General features: G+C 68.3%; 12 protein-coding genes. 11 read left to right on the plus strand and 1 reads right to left on the minus strand.

Features of this window, described 5'->3' with window-relative positions; all coding sequences use genetic code 11:
- Nucleotides 1-272: 272 nt before the first annotated feature.
- From BW990_RS02465 to BW990_RS02495, 7 genes are all read left to right on the plus strand, one after another.
- Nucleotides 273-590 carry an antibiotic biosynthesis monooxygenase family protein gene (locus BW990_RS02465; RefSeq protein WP_076444632.1) on the plus strand — a complete coding sequence of 106 codons (318 nt, stop codon included), beginning with the start codon at nucleotides 273-275 and terminating at the stop codon, nucleotides 588-590.
- 192 nt (nucleotides 591-782) lie between these two features.
- The gene (locus BW990_RS02470) at nucleotides 783-1727 is read left to right on the plus strand and encodes an ABC transporter permease (protein ID WP_076444634.1); all 945 of its coding nucleotides are present in this window, start codon (nucleotides 783-785) and stop codon (nucleotides 1725-1727) included.
- Nucleotides 1724-2539 (plus strand): ABC transporter permease, encoded by an 816-nt coding sequence (locus BW990_RS02475; RefSeq protein WP_076444636.1) that lies wholly within the window; start codon nucleotides 1724-1726, stop codon nucleotides 2537-2539. The genes BW990_RS02470 and BW990_RS02475 overlap by 4 nt, the downstream gene beginning before the upstream one ends.
- The gene (locus BW990_RS02480; protein ID WP_076444638.1) at nucleotides 2536-4143 is read left to right on the plus strand and encodes an ABC transporter ATP-binding protein; all 1608 of its coding nucleotides are present in this window, start codon (nucleotides 2536-2538) and stop codon (nucleotides 4141-4143) included. The genes BW990_RS02475 and BW990_RS02480 overlap by 4 nt, the downstream gene beginning before the upstream one ends.
- Before the next feature lie 14 nt (nucleotides 4144-4157).
- Nucleotides 4158-5153 (plus strand): P1 family peptidase, encoded by a 996-nt coding sequence (locus BW990_RS02485; protein WP_076445128.1) that lies wholly within the window; start codon nucleotides 4158-4160, stop codon nucleotides 5151-5153.
- Nucleotides 5154-5256: 103 nt separating this feature from the next.
- A complete protein-coding gene (locus BW990_RS02490; RefSeq protein WP_076444640.1) occupies nucleotides 5257-8160 on the plus strand; it encodes an error-prone DNA polymerase in 2904 nt (967 codons plus the stop codon).
- 133 nt (nucleotides 8161-8293) lie between these two features.
- Complete coding sequence (locus tag BW990_RS02495) at nucleotides 8294-8641, plus strand: antibiotic biosynthesis monooxygenase family protein (protein ID WP_076444642.1); 348 nt, start codon at nucleotides 8294-8296, stop codon at nucleotides 8639-8641.
- On the opposite strand, the gene BW990_RS02500 is transcribed toward BW990_RS02495, so the two are convergent.
- Nucleotides 8632-9441: an undecaprenyl-diphosphate phosphatase gene (locus tag BW990_RS02500; RefSeq protein ID WP_076444644.1), complete on the minus strand. Its 810-nt coding sequence runs from the start codon at nucleotides 9439-9441 to the stop codon at nucleotides 8632-8634. The two genes, BW990_RS02495 and BW990_RS02500, sit on opposite strands and share 10 nt — an antisense overlap.
- Before the next feature lie 228 nt (nucleotides 9442-9669).
- Between BW990_RS02500 and BW990_RS02505 the strand changes: the two genes are divergently transcribed.
- The 4 genes from BW990_RS02505 (at nucleotide 9670) to BW990_RS02520 (ending at nucleotide 17397) form a co-directional block, all read left to right on the plus strand.
- Nucleotides 9670-11106 carry an NAD(P)-dependent oxidoreductase gene (locus tag BW990_RS02505; RefSeq protein WP_076444646.1) on the plus strand — a complete coding sequence of 479 codons (1437 nt, stop codon included), beginning with the start codon at nucleotides 9670-9672 and terminating at the stop codon, nucleotides 11104-11106.
- 10 nt (nucleotides 11107-11116) lie between these two features.
- Nucleotides 11117-11551 carry a GFA family protein gene (locus BW990_RS02510; RefSeq protein ID WP_076445130.1) on the plus strand — a complete coding sequence of 145 codons (435 nt, stop codon included), beginning with the start codon at nucleotides 11117-11119 and terminating at the stop codon, nucleotides 11549-11551.
- Nucleotides 11552-11556: 5 nt separating this feature from the next.
- Nucleotides 11557-16095, plus strand: a complete 4539-nt coding sequence (gene gltB, locus BW990_RS02515; protein ID WP_076444648.1) for a glutamate synthase large subunit — start codon at nucleotides 11557-11559, stop codon at nucleotides 16093-16095.
- Nucleotides 16096-16233: 138 nt separating this feature from the next.
- Entirely contained in the window at nucleotides 16234-17397 is a 1164-nt protein-coding gene (locus tag BW990_RS02520) for a beta propeller repeat protein (RefSeq protein ID WP_076444650.1), read from the plus strand.
- Nucleotides 17398-17455: the final 58 nt, after the last annotated feature.

Genomic DNA, 17455 nt, shown 5'->3' on the forward strand with positions numbered 1-17455 from the left:
CCTTTCGCATGCGAAAGGTTTCGTCTTAACAATGGGTTAACGACTGGTCTCCGGTGGCGGCTTTCCGGGGTCGGGCCTTTGCCCGGCCGCGTGCGCGGGCCCCGTCCGTCGCGTCGCGTATTTGCAAAGAGGCAACGCAGCAGGGGCAGGCGCGTGGCGGAGGCGTGGCGCGTTCCGGGAAGGGCTGTCGCCTTCGGTGCCGCGGGCCGGGCCTGACGCGTGCCGCTTCGGCGGCGCGAAGATGTGTTATGCTCGCGGCGGGAGGATTTGCCATGCTCGATATCCGGACCGGGACCCGTCACCAGACCGTCATCACCACCTTCGAATGCTCGCCGGGGACCTGCGGGGACCTCTTGGCGCTGCTGCAATCGGCCTATGCCGAGTTCATATCCTCGCAGCCCGGCTTTCTCGCGGCGGGGCTGCATGTGAACGACGCCGAGACGCGGATCGCGAACTATTCGCAATGGCAGTCGCGCGAGGCATTCAAGGCGATGCTGCGCTCGGACGAGATGCGTCGGCGCAACCGCGAGATCGCGGCGCTCTGCACCCGGTTCGAGCCGGTCATGTACGAGGTCGCCGCGCTGTACTGAGCGCCGCGGTTTTGCTTGGGCCGGGGCGCAGGTGCCGGGCCGGGCCGTGCCGCGAGGCCCGGCACCTGCCCGCGCGTGAGGTGCGCACGATTACCCTTGCGCGAGGCGCGCAAGACCACCCGCGCGCGAGGCGCGCAAGAATGTCTACGCCGGGTGCTGGACCGTCCCCGCGCGGCATCCTACCCTGCGCCCATGCTGCGCTTTGCCCTTCGCCGCCTGATCTCGCTTGGCCTTTCCCTGCTGGTGGCCTCGCTCGTGATCTTTCTCGTGGTCGAGGTGGCCCCGGGCGATCCGGCGAGCTTCATGCTCGGGATCAACGCGCAGCCCGACACGGTGGCGGCTTTGCGCGCGGAGCTTGGCCTCGACGTGCCGAGATGGCAGCGCTATTTCGACTGGGTGGGCGGGATGGTGACCGGCGATTTCGGCACTTCCTACACCTATCGCACGCCGGTCGTCGGGATGGTCGCGGACCGGCTCTGGATCTCGCTGCCGCTGGCGCTTTACGCGCTTTTGCTGTCCACCGCGCTGGCCTTTCCGGCAGGGCTCTTCGCGGCCTCGCGCCGGGGCGGGCCGGGGGACATGGCGGTGATGGGGGCAACGCAGCTTGGCATCGCGGTGCCGAATTTCTGGTTCGCCATGCTGCTGGTGCTGTTCTTCGCCATCAATCTGCGCTGGTTCTCGGCGGGCGGTTTTCCGGGTTGGGAGGACCCGCTTGCCGCACTCAAGGCGCTGACCCTGCCCGCGGTGGCGCTGGCGCTGCCGCAGGCGGCGATCCTCGCGCGGGTCATGCGTTCGGCGCTGATCGACATCCTGGGCGAGGATTTCATGCGCACGGCGCGGGCCAAGGGCCTGACGCGGGGCCAGGCGCTGTGGCGGCACGGGCTCAGGAACGCGCTCATTCCGGTGCTGACCATCATCGGGCTGCAGTTTTCCTTCCTGCTCGCCGGCGCGATCATCATCGAGCAGGTGTTCTTCCTGCCGGGCCTCGGGCGGCTCATTTTCCAGGCGATCTCGCAGCGCGATCTCATCGTGGTGGAATCGGTGGTGATGCTCCTGGTCTTCGCGGTGATCCTGGTGACCTTTCTAACCGATCTCGCCTATGCCGCCGTCGATCCGCGGCTGAGGCGGCGGGCATGAGCCGGACGCTTCTTCTGGGCGCGGCGCTGTCGGGGATCGTGCTGATCGCCGCACTTCTGTCCTTTGCCTGGACGCCCTATGCGGTCGATGGCATGGCGATCCCGAACCGGCTGCAGCCGCCGTCGGGCGCGCATCTTCTGGGCACCGATCATTTCGGGCGCGACATCCTGTCGATGCTGATGGTCGGCGCGCGGACCTCGATCGCGGTGGCGCTGGTCGCCGTGGGGATCGGCATGGGGCTCGGCGTGCCTTTGGGGCTGGCGGCGGCGGCGCGGCATGGCGGCTGGCTCGACGAGGTGATCATGCGCGGCAACGACCTGGTCTTCGCCTTCCCGAGCCTCGTCATCGCGATCCTGATCACCGCCATCGCGGGGCCCTCGGCGGTGAACGCGATCATCGCCATCGGCATCTTCAACATCCCGGTCTTCGCGCGGCTCACGCGGGGGGCGGCGCTGTCGATCTGGGCGCGGGAGTTCATCATGGCGGCCCGGGTCGCGGGCAAGGGACGGGCGCGCATCTCGGTCGAGCATATCCTGCCCAACGTCACCAACCTGCTGATCGTGCAGGGGACGATCCAGTTCTCGCTGGGCATCCTCGCCGAGGCGGGGCTCAGCTATGTGGGTCTTGGCGCGCAGCCGCCGGTGCCGTCCTGGGGGCGGATGCTGGCCGATGCGCAGACCATGGTGGCGCTGGCGCCGCATGTGGCGCTGATGCCGGGGCTGGCCATCGTGGCGACGGTGCTGGGGCTGAACCTCCTGGGCGACGGGCTCAGGGATGCGCTCGATCCGCGGCTGAAGACGGTGCGGCGATGAGCGTGCTGGAGGTCGCGGGCCTGTCCATCCGCTTCGGGTCCATGCGGGCGGTCGAGGACGTGTCCTTCGCCATCGCGCCCGGAGAGATCCTGGCGCTGACCGGCGAAAGCGGATCGGGCAAGTCGATGACCGCGTTCGCGGCGATGGGGCTGCTGCCGCGCACGGCGAGCGCAAGGGGGCGCATCCTGCTCAATGGCCGGGACCTGATGGCATTGCCCGAGCGCGCGCTCTGCGCGATGCGGGGGGCCGAGATGGGCATGGTCTTCCAGGAGCCGATGACCGCGCTCAACCCGGTGCAGCCGATCGGCCGGCAGGTTGCCGAGACCGTGCGTCTGCATGCGGCGACGACGCCCGCCCGGGCGGAGGAGATCGCCCGCGCCGCGCTCGACCGCGTCGGGCTGGAGGCGATCCCGCTCTCGCGCTATCCGCACGAGCTGTCGGGCGGCCAGCGCCAGCGCGTGGTGATCGCCATGGCCACCGCGCTGCGCCCAAAGCTGCTGATCGCCGATGAGCCCACAACCGCGCTCGACGTCACCACGCAGGCGCGAATCCTCGAGCTGCTGAAGGGCCTCGCGCGAGAAGAGGGCATCGCGCTTCTGCTCATCACCCACGACCTCGCCGTGGTACACGGGATCGCCGACCGGATCGCGGTGATGCACGAGGGCCGGATCGTCGAGGCGGGACCGACCGCGACGGTCTTCGCGGCGCAGGACCACGCCTATACCCGCGCGCTTTTCGCCGCCTCGCGGCACCGGGCCGCGCTGACCCCGCGCGCGCCCGAAGCGCCGCTTCTGGAGGTCGCGGGGCTGAGCCAGAGTTTCGCGATGCCGCGCACACGCCTTTTCGGCCCGCGGCCCCGCTTCGATGCGCTGACGGGCGTCACCTTCGCGATCCGCGCGGGCGAGCGGGTGGGCCTCGTGGGCGAGTCGGGTTCCGGCAAATCGACGCTGACGCGCGCGATCCTCGGGCTGGAGGCGCCGCGGGCGGGGCTCGTCACGCTCGACGGTGTGGCCATCGCGCCGGGGCGCACGCCGCCCGCCGCGCAGGCCCGGATGCAGGTCGTCTTCCAGGACCCCTACGGCTCGTTCAACCCGCGCCACCGGGTCGGGCGGCTGATCACCGAGCCCTTCCACCTGATGGCGGACCCGCCGCGCGGCGCGGAAAGGGACGCGGCCATCGCCGAGGCGCTGACCGCCGTGGGCCTGTCGCCCGGCGATGCGGACCGGCACATCCACGCCTTCTCGGGCGGGCAGCGGCAGCGCATCGCCATCGCGCGTGCGCTCATCACCAAGCCCGATTTCATCATCTTCGACGAGGCGGTCTCGGCCCTCGACGTGCGGGTGCGGGCGCGGATCCTCGACCTGATCGCGGATATCTCGGAGCGCTACAACCTGGCCTATCTCTTCATCAGCCACGACCTGTCGGTGGTGCGCGGGATCACCACCCGGGTGCTGGTGCTGCAGAAGGGCGTGATCGTCGAGGAAGGCCCGACCGAGGACGTGCTGACCCGGCCGAAACACGCCTATACGCGGGAGCTGATCGCCGCGGCGCCGGTCCTGCCCGAGACGATGCCGCATCCCGAACCTGTCCGGGGGACACCATGACCGACGACACACCGATGCGCCCCGGCGCGCGCAACCTCATCACCGACGTGGCCGGCCTGCGGGTCGGGAATGCCGAGGACCGGCGTCTGAAATCCGGCGCCACCGTGCTGGTGGGCGACGCGCCCTTCACCGCCTCGGTCGCGGTGATGGGCGGCGCGCCGGGCACGCGGGAGACGGATCTTCTGGCGCCCGACAAGACCGCGCCCGGCGCCGATGCGCTGGTGCTGTCGGGTGGATCGGCCTTCGGGCTCGCGGCGGCGCAGGGGGTGATGGATGCGCTGGCCGAGGCCGGGCGCGGCTTTCAGGTGCTGTCCGCACGGGTGCCCATCGTGCCCGCGGCGATCCTCTTCGATCTGCTGAATGGCGGCGACAAGGCCTGGGGCGAGAACCCGTATCCGGCGCTGGGCCGGGCCGCGCTTGGCGCCGCGTGCGCGGACTTCTCGCTGGGATCGGTGGGGGCCGGTACGGGCGCGCAGACGGCGCAGGTGAAGGGCGGGCTCGGCTCCGCCTCGCTGATGCTGCCGTCGGGGGTGACGGTGGGGGCGCTCGTGGCGGTCAATCCGATGGGCTGCGTCACCACGCCCTCGGGGCGGCATTTCTGGGCGGCCCCCTACGAGATAGGGGACGAGTTCGGCGGGCTGGGCCCGGACCCCGCCCGAGGGCTGCAGCCGCTGCCGCCGTCGAAGAAGCTCGCCGCGATGGCGGCGCTCGGCAACACCACGATCGGGATCGTCGCGACCGATGCCGCGCTCGACAAGGGGCAGTGTCACCGCATGGCGGTGGCCGCCCATGACGGGATCGGGCGCGCCATCCAGCCCGCCCATTCGCCGATGGATGGCGACCTGATCTTTGCCGCGGCGACGGGCGCGCGGGCGCTCGACGCGACGGGGATGGAGCTGGCGGCGCTGGGCCATGCGGGCGCGATCTGCATGGCGCGGGCCATCGCGCGCGCGGTCTGGGAGGCCACGCCCGAGCCGGGCGATACGCTGCCCGCGTTTCGCGGGGGGTAAACTGCGGCACATCGCGCCCCGCAGCGGGACTCACACATCGGGACTCACAATCGGAACAAATATAGAACATACTGGCCGGACCCTGTCCCGATTCCCGTCAGATATGTCCGTCGAACTCAGCATCACGTCGAATTTCACCTTCCTCCGGGGCGCCTCGCATCCCGAGGAATTCATGGAGCGCGCCGCGCTGGAGGGGCTCGAGGCGATTGCCGTGGCCGATCAGAACTCGGTCGCGGGGATCGTGCGGGCCTATCAGCGCGCCCGCGAGATCGCGCGGGTGGTGGGCGAACGTGCAGCGCTGGAGGCGGCGGACGGCCCCATCGGCCCGCCCGCGCCCGAGGGTGCTCCGCGCGCGCCGTCGCTGGCCATCGCCAACGTTCCGCGGCTCATCCCGGCGGCGCGGCTGACCTTCGCGGAAGGGGTGGAGATCACCGCGCTGGCGGCCACGCGCACGGGCTGGGCGCGGCTATGCCGGCTTTTGTCGAAGGGGCGGCTGCGCGCGCCCAAGGGCGATTGCGACCTGAGACTCGACGATCTGATCGAGGGCGCGGAGGGGCTGGAGCTGATCCTGTCGGGCCCGGAGCCCGCGGAGACCGCGCGCTGGACGCCGCATGCGCGCAGGCTGGTCGCGCGCTTTCCGGGCCAGGTGCATCTGGCGCTCAGCCCGCGCTATGACGGCGGCGATGCGGGCCGGTTCGACCGGCTGGCGCGGCTGGCCGCGAGCCTCGGGGTGGAGAGCGTGGCGACCGCGCGGCCGCTCATGCATCACGGGCGGCGGCGCAAGATGGCGGACGTGCTGAGCGCCGTGCGGCTGGGCTGCCGGGTCGACGATCTGGGCCGGGCGGCGCTGGCCAATGGCGAGCAACGGCTGCGTTCGGGTCCCGAGATGCGGCGCATCCTGGGGCGTCACGCGGGCGCGCTCGACCGCGCCGCGGCGCTTGCCGCGCGCTGCAGCTTCGATCTGGGCACGCTCAAATACGAATATCCCTCCGAGATCACCGGCGAGGAGACCGCCGACCAGCGCCTCGCGCGGCTGGCGCGCGAAGGGCTGAAGTGGCGCTATCCCATGGGCGCGCCCGAGAAGGTGCAGGGGCTGCTGGAGCATGAGCTGAGGCTCATCGCGCAGCTTTCCTACGCGCCCTATTTCCTGACCGTGCGCGACATCGTGGCCTTCGCGCGCGAGCGGGGGATCCTCTGCCAGGGGCGGGGATCGGCGGCCAATTCGGTGGTGTGCTATTGCCTCGGCGTGACCTCGGTCTCCCCCGAGATCGGCACCATGGTCTTCGAGCGTTTCGTGTCGGAGGCCCGGGACGAGCCGCCCGATATCGACGTCGATTTCGAACATGAGCGCCGCGAGGAGGTGATCCAGCACATCTATGCGCGCTACGGACGCCACCGCGCGGGGCTTTGCGCCACGGTCATCCATTACCGCGGCAAGCGCGCGGTGCGCGAGGTGGGCCGGGCGATGGGGCTCAGCGAGGACACGATCGGCGCGCTTTCCTCGCAGCTTTGGGGGTTCTTCTCGACCAACGGGCTCGAGGCGGCGCGGATGCGCGAGATCGGGCTCGATCCCGACGATGCGCGGCTGCGCCTGACCATGGAGCTCATTTTCGAGATCATCGGCTTCCCGCGGCACCTGTCCCAGCATGTGGGCGGGTTCATCATCACCGAAGGCCGGCTCGACGAGCTGGTGCCCATTGAGAACGCGGCGATGGAAGAGCGCACGGTGATCTGCTGGGACAAGGACGATATCGACACGCTGGGCATCCTGAAGGTCGACGTGCTGAGCCTCGGCATGCTGACCTGCATCCGCAAGGCCTTCGATCTGCTGCGCCAGCATCACGGCGAGAGCCACACGCTGGCCACGCTGCCGCCCGAGGACCCGAAGGTCTACGACATGCTCTGCCGCGCCGACAGCATCGGCGTCTTCCAGGTCGAGAGCCGGGCGCAGATGAACTTCCTGCCGCGCATGCGTCCGCGCAGCTTCTACGACCTGGTGATCGAGGTGGCGATCATCCGCCCCGGCCCCATCCAGGGCGACATGGTCCATCCCTATATCCGGCGGCGCAACGGCGAGGAGGCGGTCGCATTCCCCTCGGACGCGCTGGGCGAGGTCTTGGGCAAGACGCTGGGCGTGCCGCTTTTCCAGGAACAGGCGATGCAGATCGCCATCATCGGCGCGGGCTTCTCGCCCTCCGAGGCCGACCGTCTGCGCCGGGCGCTCGCCACCTTCAAGAAACACGGCAACGTGTCGGAGATGCGCGACCGGTTCCTCAGGGGGATGCGCAGGAACGGCTACGATCAGGCATTCGCGGAGCGCTGTTTCAGCCAGATCGAGGGCTTCGGCTCCTACGGCTTTCCCGAAAGCCACGCGGCGAGTTTCGCGCTTCTGGTCTATGCCTCGGCCTGGATCAAGTGCCACCATCCCGGCATCTTCGCCTGCGCGCTCCTGAACGCGCAGCCGATGGGCTTCTATGCGCCCGCGCAGATTGTGCGGGATGCGCGCGAACACGGCGTCGAGGTGCGGCCCATCGCGATCAACGAAAGCTACTGGGACAACGTGATGGAGCCCGACGGGCGGGGCGGGCTCGCGCTGCGTCTGGGCTTCCGGCAGATCAAGGGGCTGTCCGAGGAGGACGCGGCCTGGATGTGCGCCGCCCGCGGCAACGGCTACCGGTCGGTGCGGGATGTCTGGCGGCGGGCGGGGCTTGCGCCGCGGGTCGTGGCGCGGCTCGCGGAGGCGGATGTCTTCGCCGCGCTGGGCCTTTCGCGGCGGGAGGCGCTGTGGGAGGCCAAGGCGCTGGCGGGCGACAGGCCGCTGCCCCTCTTCGCCGGCGACATGGAGGGCGAGGGGATCGTCGAGCCCGCGGCGCTGTTGCCGGAGATGAGCGAGGGCGAGGAGATCGTCGAGGATTACGTGGCGATGCGGCTGACGCTGCGGCGGCATCCGGTGGCGCTGCTGCGGCCTCTGCTGACACCCGGTTCGGCGGGGGCGAAATCTTCGTGAAGATTTCGGGACGGACATTTCACGAAATGTCCGGTGCAAAATCTTGCAAGATTTTGCCACACCGCGGGACCGGTCCCGCGACCTTTCACGCCCGGTCCGACTGGCGTATGACTGCGCCGCAGAGGAGACAGCCATGATCGCCATCATCTTCGAAGTGATCCCCGCCGAGGGAAAGAAGGACGCCTATCTCGACATCGCCGCCGAGATGCGGCCCATGGTCCACGAGGTCGAGGGCTTCATCAGCGTCGAGCGGTTCCAGAGCCTGACCAATCCCGAAAAGCTCCTGTCGATCTCGTTCTTCGAGGACGAGGACGCGGTGATGCGCTGGCGCAAGCTCGCCGCGCATCGCAATGCCCAGTCGAAGGGGCGCGCGGGCATCTTTTCGGATTACCGGCTCAAGGTCTGCCACGTGATGCGCGATTACGGCATGTTCGACCGCGACGAGGCACCCGAGGACAGCCGCGAAGTGCATCACGCATAGCCATAGGCATAGACCAGCAGGGCGGTGCCGAGGATCAGCCGGTAGACCACGTAGGGCGTGAAGCTGACCGAGCGCAGCAGCCGCATCATCAGCGCCAGCGCGCCCAGGGCCGCGACGAAGGCCATGGCGGCGGCGATGGCGCAGGCCTGCAGGGGCAGGGCTTCGGTGCCCGTGACCGCCTCGAGGCCCAGAAGCCCGCCCGAGGCGAGGATCGTCGGGATCGACATCAGCATGGCGAGCCTGGCCGCCGAATGCCGGTCATAGCCGAGCTGCCGCCCGCCGGTGATGGTGATACCCGAGCGCGACGTGCCCGGGATCAGTGCCAGCACCTGCCAGAGCCCCATGATCGCGGCATGCTTCAGGGTCCAGCCCTCCGCACGGCGGGTCTCGCCGCCCTTCATGTCGGCCCAGTAGAGCACCACGCCGAAGACGATCATCGCCCAGCCGATCACCGCGACCGAGCGCATCATCTCGTCGAGCCCGCTCAGGCGCAGCACCAGCCCGGCGGCCATCACGGGGATCGTCGCGATCAGCAGGCAGAGGGCGAGGAACGCGCCGGGCGTGTCGATCCGGCCCCGGACCAGCCGCAGCGTGCCGCCGAGCGCCACGCGCACATCCGCCCAGAAATAGAGGATCACCGCAAAAAGCGTGCCCACATGGACCGCGACATCGAGGGCGAGGCCCTGATCCTCGATGCCCGTAAGCTGCGGCAGCAGGATCAGATGACCGGAGGAGGAGACCGGCAGGAACTCGGTGATGCCCTGGATCAGCGCCAGTACGAGCAGGTGGAAGAGCGTCATAGGCATGTCACCGCGACAGGGGAGAAGGGACCCGTCCTGCTATAATGCCCTGATTCTCAGAGGGAAGCGCGAATATAGGTCACATACCGGTCCCAAAATGCTGCAGCACAGCATCGAAATTTTTGTTTTCGGCAGAAATTTCTTCAATAAAGGACAGTAAAACTGACTTTTATTTTCCGGGCGACGCGTATATCAGGCTCACACCACCCAGAATTCGAGGGAAGATCCATGGCGAAACAGCCGATGCTGAAGTTCGTGTCCGTCAACCGCGACATGCCCGACAAGCGCACCGCGGAGGAGCGTCGCCGCGACTTTCACGAGATCTACGGCGAGTTCGCCCGGCAGAAGGCCGAAGAGCAGGCGAGCCGGTGTTCGCAATGCGGCGTGCCCTATTGCCAGTCGCATTGCCCGTTGCACAACAACATCCCCGACTGGCTCCGCCTGACCGCCGAGGGCCGCCTGCAGGAGGCCTACGAGGTCAGCCAGGCCACCAACACCTTCCCCGAGATCTGTGGCCGCATCTGCCCGCAGGACCGTCTTTGCGAAGGCAATTGCGTGATCGAGCAATCGGGCCACGGCACTGTCACCATCGGCGCGGTCGAGAAGTACATCACCGACACCGCCTGGGAAGAGGGCTGGGTGAAGGACATCAAGCCCGCCAAGGAGCGCACCGAAAGCGTCGGCATCATCGGCGCGGGGCCGGGCGGTCTGGCGGCGGCGGACGTGCTGCGCCGCGCCGGCGTGCAGGTCACCATCTACGACCGCTACGACCGCTCCGGCGGGCTGCTGACCTACGGCATTCCGGGCTTCAAGCTGGAAAAGGACGTGGTCATGCGCCGCAACGAACAGCTCGAGCGCGCGGGCGTCGAGTTTGTCATGAATTGCAACGTCGGCGACGACATCACCTTCGACGAGATCCGCGAAAAGCATGACGCCGTCATCATCGCCACGGGCGTCTACAAGACGCGCGACCTGCAGGGCCCCGGCTCCGGGGCGGGCGGCATCGTGCGCGCCATCGACTTCCTGACGGCGTCGAACCGCAAGAGCTTCGGCGATGCGGTGCCCGAGTTCGAATCGGGGGAGCTGAACGCCGAGGGCAAGCGGGTCGTGGTGATCGGCGGCGGCGACACGGCGATGGATTGCGTGCGCACGGCGATCCGCCAGGGCGCGACCAGCGTGAAGTGCCTCTATCGCCGCGACCGGGCCAACATGCCGGGCAGCCAGCGCGAAGTGCAGAACGCCGAGGAAGAGGGCGTGCAGTTCGAATGGCTGACCGCGCCCAAGGGCTTCAAGGGCGATCCGGTCGAGGCCGTCATCGTCGAGAAGATGCGCCTCGGCGCGCCGGATGCCACCGGCCGCCAGAGCCCCGAGGTGATCGAGGGCTCGGATTACGACGAGCCCGCGGATCTGGTCATCAAGGCGCTGGGCTTCGAGCCCGAGGCGCTGCCCGCGCTCTGGGATCAGCCGGAGCTGGAAGTGACCCGCTGGGGCACCGTGAAGGCCGAGTTCACCACCGGCAAGACCAGCCTCGACGGCGTCTACGCGGTGGGCGACATCGTGCGCGGCGCGAGCCTCGTCGTCTGGGCGATCCGCGACGGGCGCGATTGCGCCGATGCGGTCCTCGCGCAGCTCAACGGCGCCAGCAGCGCCATCGCCGCGGAGTGACCGGTTGAGCGTGGAAGACCCTGTCTGGGCCCATGGGCTCGACGGCGCGTGCCTGTGCGGCGCGGTGCGGATCCGCGTGGAACGCCACCGGGCCGAGGTCGGCGCATGCCATTGCAGCCGCTGCCGGATCTGGTCCGGCGCGCTCTTTGCGGTGTTCAGCGCCCCGCCCGCTTCCGTCACGGTCGAGGGGCCGGTCTCGGTCTATCCGGGTGAGATCGCGGAACGGGCCTTCTGCGGCACCTGCGGCAGCAATCTATGGCTGCGCGACAATGACGATGGCGCGTACGAATTCATGATCGGGGCCTTCCCCGGCGCGAAGGATTATCCGCTCATCAGCGAAATCTACCATGACAAGGCGTTCGCCGCCGTGACGCTCGCGGGCGATCACAGGCGGACGGACGCGGCCCCATACGAGGCCGAGAATCCCCATCTGATGGAGGGCTGAACGCCATGACCAAGTACGACGAGAACTGGGCCGCCGAGATGGAGGCCAAGCGCCAGTGGCTGGCGGAGAACGGTCTCTATTCCGAAGCGGAAGAGCATTCCTCCTGCGGCGTGGGCCTCGTGGTCTCGATCGACGGGAAGAAGAGCCGCAAGGTCGTGGAAGCGGGCATCACCGCGCTGAAGGCGATCTGGCACCGCGGCGCGGTCGATGCGGATGGCAAGACCGGCGACGGCGCGGGCATCCACGTGCAGATCCCCGTCTCGTTCTTCTACGACCAGATCGAGCGCACCGGCCACACGCCGAAGATGGACCAGCTGATGGCCGTGGGTCAGGTCTTTCTGCCGCGTACCGATTTCGGCGCGCAGGAAACCTGCCGGACCATCGTCGAGACCGAGGTCCTGCGCATGGGCCATTCGATCTATGGCTGGCGCCATGTGCCAGTAAATGTCGAGTGCCTCGGCGAAAAGGCCAACGCCACCCGGCCCGAGATCGAGCAGATCCTGATCTCGAACGCCAAGGGCGTGGACGAGGAGACCTTCGAGCGCGAGCTTTACGTCATTCGCCGCCGCATCGAGAAGGCGGCTGCCGCGGCCTCGATCAACCAGCTTTACATCGCCTCGCTGTCCTGCCGGTCGATCATCTACAAGGGCATGATGCTCGCGCAGGACGTGGCGGAGTTTTATCCCGACCTCAAGGACGAGCGGTTCGAGAGCGCCTTCGCGATCTATCACCAGCGCTATTCCACCAACACCTTCCCGCAATGGTGGCTGGCGCAGCCCTTCCGCATGCTCGCCCATAACGGCGAGATCAACACGCTCAAGGGCAACATCAACTGGATGAAGAGCCACGAAATCCGCATGGCCTCGGCCACGTTCGGAGAGATGGCGGGCGACATCAAGCCGATCATCGCCTCGGGCGCGTCGGATTCCGCGGCGCTCGATGCGGTGTTCGAGGTGCTGGTGCGGGCGGGCCGCAACGCGCCCATGGCCAAGACCATGCTGGTGCCCGAAAGCTGGTCCAAGCAGGCCGAGGAGCTGCCGCAGGCCTGGCGCGACATGTATTCCTACTGCAACTCGGTGATGGAGCCCTGGGACGGCCCGGCGGCGCTGGCCATGACCGATGGCCGCTGGGTCTGCGGCGGTCTCGACCGCAACGGCCTGCGCCCGATGCGCTACGTGGTGACGGGCGACAACCTGCTCATCGCGGGATCCGAGGCGGGCATGGTCCCGACCAACGAGGCGACGGTGCGCGAAAAGGGCGCGCTCGGCCCCGGCCAGATGATCGCGGTGGACATGGAAGAGGGGCTGCTCTTCCACGACGTCGAGATCAAGGACCGTCTCGCCGCCGCGCGGCCCTTCGGCGAATGGGTCGGCAAGATCGCCGAGCTCGACGAGCCGCTGTCGGACGTGACCGAGAAGCCGCTCTTCGAAGGCGGTGAGCTGCGCCGCCGTCAGATCGCCGCGGGCTACTCGATCGAGGAGGTCGAGCAGATCCTCATGCCGATGGCCGAGGACGGCAAGGAGACCGTGGTCTCCATGGGCGACGACACGCCCTCGGCGGTGCTGTCCAAGCGCTACCGCCCGCTGTCGCATTACTTCCGGCAGAATTTCAGCCAGGTCACCAACCCGCCCATCGATTCCTTGCGCGAATTCCGCGTCATGTCGCTGAAGACGCGGTTCGGCAACCTCAAGAACGTGCTCGACGAATCCTCGTCGCAGACCGAGATCCTGGTGCTCGACACGCCCTTCATGGGCAATGCCCAGTTCGAGGCGCTGAAGGGGCATTTTAACGCCGAGATGGTGGAGATCGACTGCACCTTCCCGCCGGGCGGCCAGCGCAACACGCTGCGCGACAACCTCGAGCGGATCCGCGCCGAGGCCGAGGACGCGGTGCGCTCGGGCGCCGGGCACATCACCCTGACCGATCACAAGGCGAGCGAGGATCGCGTCGGCATGCCGATGATCCTGGCCACCAGCGCGGTGCACAGCCACCTGACGCGCAAGGGCCTTCGGACCTTCTGCTCGCTCAACGTCCGCTCGGCGGAATGCATCGACCCGCATTACTTCGCGGTGCTGATCGGCGCCGGGGCGACGGTGGTGAACCCCTATCTCGCGGAAGACACCATCGCCGACCGCATTCGTCGCGGGCTGATGGACGGCACGCTGACCGAGGCGATGAAGCGCTATCGCGACGCCATCGACCTCGGCATCCTGAAGATCATGTCGAAGATGGGCATCTCGGTCGTCTCGTCCTATCGCGGCGGCCTCAACTTTGAGGCGGTGGGCCTGTCCCGCGCCATGTGCGCGGAATATTTCCCCGGCATGATCAGCCGCATCTCCGGCATCGGCGTCTCGGGCATCCAGAAGAAGGTCGAGGAGATCCACGCGCTGGGCTTCCGCGGCGGCCAGGACGTCATGCCCATCGGCGGCTTCTACAAGGCGCGCAAATCGGGCGAGACCCATGCCTGGGGCGCGCAGACGATGCATCTGCTGCAGGCGGCCTGCAACAAGGCCTCCTACGAGATGTGGAAGTCCTATTCCAAGGCGATGCAGGCCAACCCGCCGATCCATCTGCGCGACCTTCTGGCGATCAAGCCGCTGGGCGCCCCGGTGCCCATCGAGGAGGTCGAGAGCATCACCTCGATCCGCAAGCGCTTCGTGACGCCGGGCATGTCGCTGGGCGCCCTGTCGCCCGAGGCGCATCGCACGCTGTCCATCGCCATGAACCGCATCGGCGCGAAGTCTGATTCGGGTGAGGGCGGCGAGGATCCGAAGGACTTCACCCCCGACGCCAATGGCGACAACCGCTCGGCCAAGATCAAGCAGGTCGCCTCGGGCCGTTTCGGCGTGACCGCGGAATACCTGCTCAATTGCGAAGAGCTTGAGATCAAGGTCGCGCAGGGCGCCAAGCCCGGCGAAGGCGGCCAGCTTCCGGGGATGAAGGTGACCGACCTCATCGCCAAGCTGCGGCACTCGACGAAGGGCGTGACGCTGATCTCGCCGCCGCCGCATCACGACATCTACTCGATCGAGGATCTGGCGCAGCTGATCTACGACCTGAAGCAGATCAACCCCAAGGCCAAGGTCACGGTGAAGCTGGTGGCCTCCTCGGGTGTGGGCACGATTGCCGCCGGTGTGGCCAAGGCCAAGGCCGACGTGATCCTGATCTCGGGCCACAATGGCGGCACCGGCGCCAGCCCCGCGACCTCGATCAAGTATGCGGGTCTGCCCTGGGAGATGGGTCTCACCGAGGCGCATCAGGTCCTGTCGATGAACAACCTGCGCTCGCGCATCACGCTGCGCACCGACGGGGGTCTGCGCACCGGCCGCGACATCGTCATGGCGGCGATGATGGGGGCCGAGGAATACGGCATCGGCACCGCCGCGCTGATCGCGATGGGCTGCATCATGGTGCGCCAGTGCCAGTCCAACACCTGCCCGGTGGGCGTGTGTACGCAGGACGAGGCGCTGCGCGAGAAGTTCACCGGCACGGCGGACAAGGTGGTCAACCTCATCACCTTCTACGCCCAGGAAGTGCGCGAGCTGCTGGCCCAGATCGGGGCGCGGTCGCTCGACGAGGTGATCGGGCGCGCGGATCTGCTGAACCAGGTCAGCCGCGGATCGGATCATTTGGACGATCTGGACCTGAACCCGCTCCTGATCCGCGTCGACGGTTCGGAGGCGACGGTTTACGACCGCAACGGGCCGCGCAACGCGGTGGACGACACCCTCGACGCGGAGATCGTGAAGGACGCCGCGCGCTTCCTTAACGATGGCGAGAAGATGCAGCTCTCCTATGCGATCATGAACACGCATCGCACCGTGGGCACCCGCACCTCGAGCCATATCGTCAGCCGCTTCGGGATGCGCAACGCGCTGCAGCCCGATCACCTGACGGTGAAGCTGACGGGCTCGGCGGGCCAGTCGCTGGGCGCCTTCGCGGCCCCGGGTCTGAAGATCGAGGTGTCGGGCGATGCCAACGACTACGTCGGCAAGGGCCTGTCGGGGGGCATCATCGTGGTGCGTCCGCCGATGCATTCGCCGCTGGTCGCCGCGGACAACACCATCATCGGCAACACCGTTCTCTACGGTGCGACCGATGGCCAATTGTTTGCGGCAGGCCGCGCAGGCGAGCGTTTCGCGGTGCGGAACTCCGGGGCCAAGGTCGTGGTGGAGGGCTGCGGATCGAATGGCTGCGAATACATGACCGGCGGCGTCGCGGTGATCCTCGGCTCCATCGGGGCGAATTTCGGCGCGGGCATGACCGGCGGCATGGCCTATCTCTACGATCCCCAAGGCCAGGCCGAGACGCTCATCAACCATGAAAGCCTGGTGACCTGCCCGGTCACCGTCGATCACTGGGAGACCGAGCTGAAGCGGCTGATCGAGGCCCATGTGGCCGAGACCCGCAGCGTGAAGGGCGCCGATATCCTCCAGCATTGGGACGAGGAGAAGGGCAATTTCCTGCAGGTCTGCCCGAAGGAGATGCTCGACAAGCTGCCCTACCCGGTGGGGGTCGAGGACGAGGCGGTTCCGGCGGAATAACCGCTCCCGCCGCCCGAAAGACAGAACGCCGCGCGAGGCCCCTCAGGTCTCGCGCGGTTTTTTTCTGCCCGCTCGCGGCCCGTAGGGAAATGCGGCGTTTTGCTGTATCCTGTGGGCCAGAATCCGAGGGAGGGCGTCATGGCATCGGATGGTCTGACCGTGCTCGTCGGCACGACGAAAGGGGCCTTTCTGCTCCGGGGCGACGCCGCGCGCCAAGCCTGGGAGGTCGAGGGGCCCTATTGCGACGGCTGGGCCATCAACCACTTCGCCTCCGATCCCGAGACCGGCACGCTCTGGGCGGGCGGCGGCGGCGACTGGACCGGCGCGGGGGTCTGGCGCTCCGGGGATGGTGGCGCCACCTGGACGCTGACCCGGCTGACCCGCGGCGTGACCGACGATTGGGCCGAGGCCGATCCCGACTTCGCCGCGATGATCGGCTGGGAGAACGTGCCGCTGCCCTTCGGCACCGATTTCGCGCAGATCTGGTCCCTCGGCTACGCCCATGGCGCGCTTTATGCCGGCACCAAGCCCGCGAACCTGCTGGTCAGCCGGGACCGCGGCGCGACGTGGCAGCGGATCGAGGCGCTGACCGATCATCCCTCCGCCGAAAGCTGGGCGCCCGGGGCGGCGGGGCTGACGCTGCACACGATCGTCGCGGATCCGGACGATGCGGACACTCTCTGGGTCGGGATCTCCGCCGCGGGCGTCTTCGCGACCGAGGATGGCGGCAAGACATGGCAGCGGCGCAACCGGCTGTCCAACGCCGAGGCCTGCCCGGCGGAACGGAGCCACCCGGCAGCGCCGGGCGACGGCGAGACCGGCCATTGCGTGCACAACATGATGAAGGCGCCGGGGCCGGGGGCGGTGCTGTATCAGCAGAACCATCACGGCGTCTGGCGATCCGCCGATGGCGGGCGGTCCTGGGACGACATCACCGAAGGCCTGCCCTCGACCTTCGGCTTTCCGATCCGGGTTCATCCGCGCGATCCCGAGACGATCTGGACGCTGCCGCTCAACGGCGACAGCGTGGGGCGCTACCCGCCCGGGGCCGCGGCGGCGGTCTGGTGTTCGCGCGATGGCGGGCAAAGTTGGGAGGCGCAGCGCGCGGGCCTGCCGCAGAAGGCGTGTTTCTTCACCGTGCTGCGCCAGGCGATGGCGGGCGATACGCAGGAACCTGCCGGGCTTTATTTCGGGACGAATTCCGGGTCGGTCTTCGCCACCCGCGACGAGGGCGCGGAATGGCACGAGATCGCGCGGCACCTGCCGACGATCCTGTCCGTCGAGGTGGCCGCGCCCGCCTGACGGCCCGGGCGGGCGGGGTCCCACCGGCTGTGTCCAACTCTTGCCACGATTGAACCGC

The sequence above is a fragment of the Roseivivax lentus genome (assembly GCF_900156805.1).
GTDB lineage: Bacteria > Pseudomonadota > Alphaproteobacteria > Rhodobacterales > Rhodobacteraceae > Roseivivax > Roseivivax lentus.

Coding starts and splice junctions, on each gene's coding strand:
- gltB (WP_076444648.1), top strand. CDS start 11,557: ATGACCAAGTACGACGAGAACTGGGCCGCCGAGATGGAGGCCAAGCGC.
- BW990_RS02495 (WP_076444642.1), top strand. CDS start 8,294: ATGATCGCCATCATCTTCGAAGTGATCCCCGCCGAGGGAAAGAAGGAC.
- BW990_RS02520 (WP_076444650.1), top strand. CDS start 16,234: ATGGCATCGGATGGTCTGACCGTGCTCGTCGGCACGACGAAAGGGGCC.
- BW990_RS02465 (WP_076444632.1), top strand. CDS start 273: ATGCTCGATATCCGGACCGGGACCCGTCACCAGACCGTCATCACCACC.
- BW990_RS02470 (WP_076444634.1), top strand. CDS start 783: ATGCTGCGCTTTGCCCTTCGCCGCCTGATCTCGCTTGGCCTTTCCCTG.
- BW990_RS02505 (WP_076444646.1), top strand. CDS start 9,670: ATGGCGAAACAGCCGATGCTGAAGTTCGTGTCCGTCAACCGCGACATG.
- BW990_RS02485 (WP_076445128.1), top strand. CDS start 4,158: ATGCGCCCCGGCGCGCGCAACCTCATCACCGACGTGGCCGGCCTGCGG.
- BW990_RS02490 (WP_076444640.1), top strand. CDS start 5,257: ATGTCCGTCGAACTCAGCATCACGTCGAATTTCACCTTCCTCCGGGGC.
- BW990_RS02480 (WP_076444638.1), top strand. CDS start 2,536: ATGAGCGTGCTGGAGGTCGCGGGCCTGTCCATCCGCTTCGGGTCCATG.
- BW990_RS02475 (WP_076444636.1), top strand. CDS start 1,724: ATGAGCCGGACGCTTCTTCTGGGCGCGGCGCTGTCGGGGATCGTGCTG.
- BW990_RS02500 (WP_076444644.1), bottom strand. CDS start 9,441: ATGACGCTCTTCCACCTGCTCGTACTGGCGCTGATCCAGGGCATCACC.